This window comes from Pseudomonas tehranensis (genome assembly GCF_014268615.1).
Taxonomy (GTDB): Bacteria; Pseudomonadota; Gammaproteobacteria; order Pseudomonadales; family Pseudomonadaceae; genus Aquipseudomonas; species Aquipseudomonas tehranensis.
Genome location: NZ_JABWQV010000365.1, coordinates 1 through 3,744 on the forward strand (window position 1 = coordinate 1; position 3,744 = coordinate 3,744).

The window sequence follows — 3,744 nt, forward strand, 5'->3', positions numbered from 1 at the left end:
GGCAACGCAGCATGACGACAACAGACGCCGTCAAAAAGGAACAGTATTTATGATACAGGACACTGGCCATTCGCCGATGCCTGCGCAACGCACAGGAGCGCGCCAGCCCCGACAGCTTTTGTTACCATCAGCCCCATATAGAGCGCCCAGCGCCACCGACCTGTAGGAAGCCGCCCTGATGAGCCCATCGTTTGACGTCGTGGAACTCGCCACGACCTATGCCAACAAGTCCCCACAGGACATCCTCAAACTGGCCTTCGCCGAATTCGGCGATGACCTGTGGATATCTTTCAGCGGCGCCGAAGACGTGGTGCTGGTGGACATGGCCTGGAAGCTGAACAAGAACGTCAAGGTGTTCAGCCTCGACACCGGTCGCCTGCACCCGGAAACCTATCGGTTCATCGAGCAGGTGCGCGAGCACTACAAGATCGAGATCGAACTGATCTCGCCGGCCCCTGCGAAACTCGAGCCTTTCGTGAAGGAAAAAGGCCTGTTCAGTTTCTACAAGGACGGTCACGGTGAGTGCTGCGGCATTCGCAAGATCGAACCGCTGCGGCGCAAGCTGTCCGATGTCCGCGCCTGGGCTACCGGCCAGCGTCGCGACCAGAGCCCCGGCACCCGCAGCCAGGTGGCCGTGCTGGAAATCGACACAGCGTTTTCCACTCCGGAGCGCACCCTGTACAAATTCAACCCGTTGTCGCAGATGACCAGCGAAGAAGTCTGGGGTTACATCCGCATGCTGGAACTGCCCTACAACAGCCTGCATGAACGCGGTTTCATCAGCATCGGCTGCGAACCCTGCACCCGCCCAGTGCTGCCGAACCAGCACGAACGCGAAGGTCGCTGGTGGTGGGAAGAAGCCACGCAGAAGGAATGCGGGCTGCACGCCGGCAATATCATCACTAAAACCAAGGCGCTGTAGAGCCGCCACTGCCCTGTACACAAAAATGTCACCACAGGTGCCATTTTTGTGTTCAGTTACTTTTCCAATGCCCTGAAAAGTTACACGCCGGTTCCCCTCCTGTTAGCCCCCTTCCTGTTCAACGCCCAGCCTAAAAAATAAATACCTGTTCAAACGGTCAATTTATAACGGCGATTTTTCAGTAACTTACTAAACCGACATAACAAAATGAAATTAGATGACCAGGAATTAGTTAAGAAACTGGCATAAATCTGGCTTTAGTCGACAAGTGTTTTGTATACAACCCAAATAAAACATACATACACTTTTAGATCCGCAAGCCTGAAGCGCCCTATCCCGTACAGGCTGCAGATGCCCCGTAACCAATGATGCTCACCCCGTCGCGACGAAGATTTGTCGAGCCCTGCGCTCATGCACAGTCATCGCGGCAACGAGAATCAGGAGCCTGCCGGAATGCGTACAAGTCTCTCCAATAACATCGCGCTGGATCTGCCCTCCTCACCCACTGCCGTTGATGGCGCACCCGCCGCCACGCTGATCCTGAGTCCAAGACTGCACAACAAAGACCTGGCGCCGACCAAGGTCGAGGGTCGGCGCTGGGGTCGCTACAGCATCTTTGCCCTGTGGACCAACGACGTACACAACATCGCCAACTATTCCTTTGCCATTGGTCTGTATGCCCTGGGCCTCGGTGGCTGGCAGATTCTGTTGTCCCTGGGGATCGGTGCAGCGTTGGTCTACGGCTTTATGAACCTGTCCGGCTACATGGGGCAGAAAACCGGGGTGCCGTTTCCGGTGATCAGCCGGATCAGTTTCGGTATTCACGGCGCGCAGATTCCTGCATTGATCAGGGCCGTTATCGCCATCGCCTGGTTCGGCATTCAGACCTATCTGGCGTCCGTGGTTTTACGCGTGCTGCTGGTCGCAATACACCCCGGCTTCGCCGACTACGACCGCGACGCGATCCTGGGCCTGTCGAGCCTGGGCTGGGTGTGTTTCGTGGCGATCTGGTTCGTGCAACTGATGATCCTGGCCTACGGCATGGAGATGGTGCGACGCTACGAAGGTTTTGCCGGGCCAGTGATTCTGGTCACTGTCGCAGCCCTGGCCGGGTGGATGTACACCCAGGCCGGCGCAACCATTGCCTGGTCGATCCGCGAGCCACTGAGCGGCGGTGAAATGTGGCGCAACATCTTTGCCGGCGGTGCGCTGTGGCTGGCGATCTACGGCACGTTGGTGCTCAACTTCTGCGACTTCGCTCGCTCCTCGCCGTGTCGCCGGACCATCGTCGTGGGCAATTTCTGGGGGCTGCCGGTCAATATTCTGGTGTTTGCCGGGATCACCGTTTTGCTTTGCGGTGCGCAATTCCAGATCAACGGGCAAATCATCGAAAGCCCGACCCAGGTCATCGCCTCGATCCCCAACACCTTTTTCCTGGTGCTTGGCTGCCTGGCATTTTTGATTGTGACCGTGGCGGTGAACATCATGGCCAACTTCGTCGCGCCGGCCTTTGTGCTCAGCAACCTGGCGCCCAAGTACCTGACCTTCCGCCGCGCCGGGTTGATCAGCGCCGCCATTGCCGTGCTGATCCTGCCGTGGAATCTCTACAACAGCCCGCTGGTGATTGTATATTTCCTTTCCGGCCTCGGCGCCCTGCTCGGGCCCTTGTACGGCGTCATCATGGTCGACTACTGGCTGTTGCGAAAAGGCTGTATCAACGTGCCGCAGTTGTACAGCGAAGACCCCAATGGCGCGTATTACTACAGCAACGGAGTCAACCTGCGTGCCGTGGCGGCGTTTATTCCCGCAGCGCTGATCGCGATTGTCCTGGCGCTGGTGCCCGGTTTCGACAGCGTTTCCCCGTTCTCCTGGCTGATTGGCGCTTCGATTGCAGGGCTGCTGTACCTGATCATCGCCAAGCGTCAGCCCTTTTACGAAGACGTCAGCGGTGAGTCCATCGCCGTGGATAACGCCAGTCATTGATGATTCAACACGTCCCGCCCGGTGCGGGCCGCTTATTTACTCTGCGTTAAGGAGGACAGCTCATGCGAATTCTTGTAGTCAACGTCAACACCACCGACTCCATCACCCAGGCCATCGCTCGGCAGGCCCAGGCCGTGGCCGCACCGGGCACCGAGATCGTCGGGCTCACGCCGTACTTCGGTGCCGACTCCATCGAAGGCAACTTCGAAAGCTACCTGGCCGCCATCGCAGTGATGGACCGAGTGATGGCCTACGATCAACCGTTTGATGCGGTGATCCAGGCCGGTTACGGCGAACATGGCCGCGAAGGCTTGCAGGAACTGCTCAATGTACCGGTGGTGGACATCACCGACGCTGGCGCCAGCACCGCGATGTTCCTGGGCCACGCCTATTCGGTGGTCACCACCCTGGACCGCACCGTGCCGCTGATCGAAGACCGCCTCAAGCTCTCCGGCCTGTTCGCTCGCTGCGCCTCGGTACGCGCCAGTGGCCTGGCAGTGCTGGAGCTTGAGCAAGACCCGCAACGGGCGGTCGAGGCCATCGTGCAGCAGGCAGAACTGGCGGTCAGTCAGGACAAGGCCGAAGTGATCTGCCTGGGTTGCGGTGGCATGGCTGGGCTCGATGAGCAGATCCGCCAGCGCACTGGGGTGCCAGTGGTCGATGGTGTGACGGCGGCGGTGACCATTGCCGAATCCCTGGTGCGGTTGGGCTTGACCACCTCGAAAGTGCGCACCTATGCCACGCCTCGGCCCAAGACCATCATCGGTTGGCCGGGGCGGTTTGGGCGGTGAGTTGACCTCCTAGACCCGGGTGCGGCCTTCGCGAGCAAGCCCGCTCCC

3 protein-coding genes are annotated in these 3,744 nt (G+C 59.1%); all 3 read left to right on the top strand.

Annotation, left to right across the window (positions count from 1 at the left end):
- The first annotated feature begins 178 nt into the window (after nt 1-178).
- A complete protein-coding gene (locus HU811_RS25840; RefSeq protein ID WP_186658892.1) occupies nt 179-922 on the top strand; it encodes a phosphoadenylyl-sulfate reductase in 744 nt (247 codons plus the stop codon).
- Between the two features lie 453 nt (nt 923-1,375).
- The gene (locus HU811_RS25845; protein WP_186658895.1) at nt 1,376-2,905 is read left to right on the top strand and encodes an NCS1 family nucleobase:cation symporter-1; all 1,530 of its coding nucleotides are present in this window, start codon (nt 1,376-1,378) and stop codon (nt 2,903-2,905) included.
- Between the two features lie 62 nt (nt 2,906-2,967).
- Entirely contained in the window at nt 2,968-3,696 is a 729-nt protein-coding gene (locus tag HU811_RS25850) for an aspartate/glutamate racemase family protein (protein WP_092399909.1), read from the top strand.
- Nucleotides 3,697-3,744 lie beyond the last annotated feature (48 nt).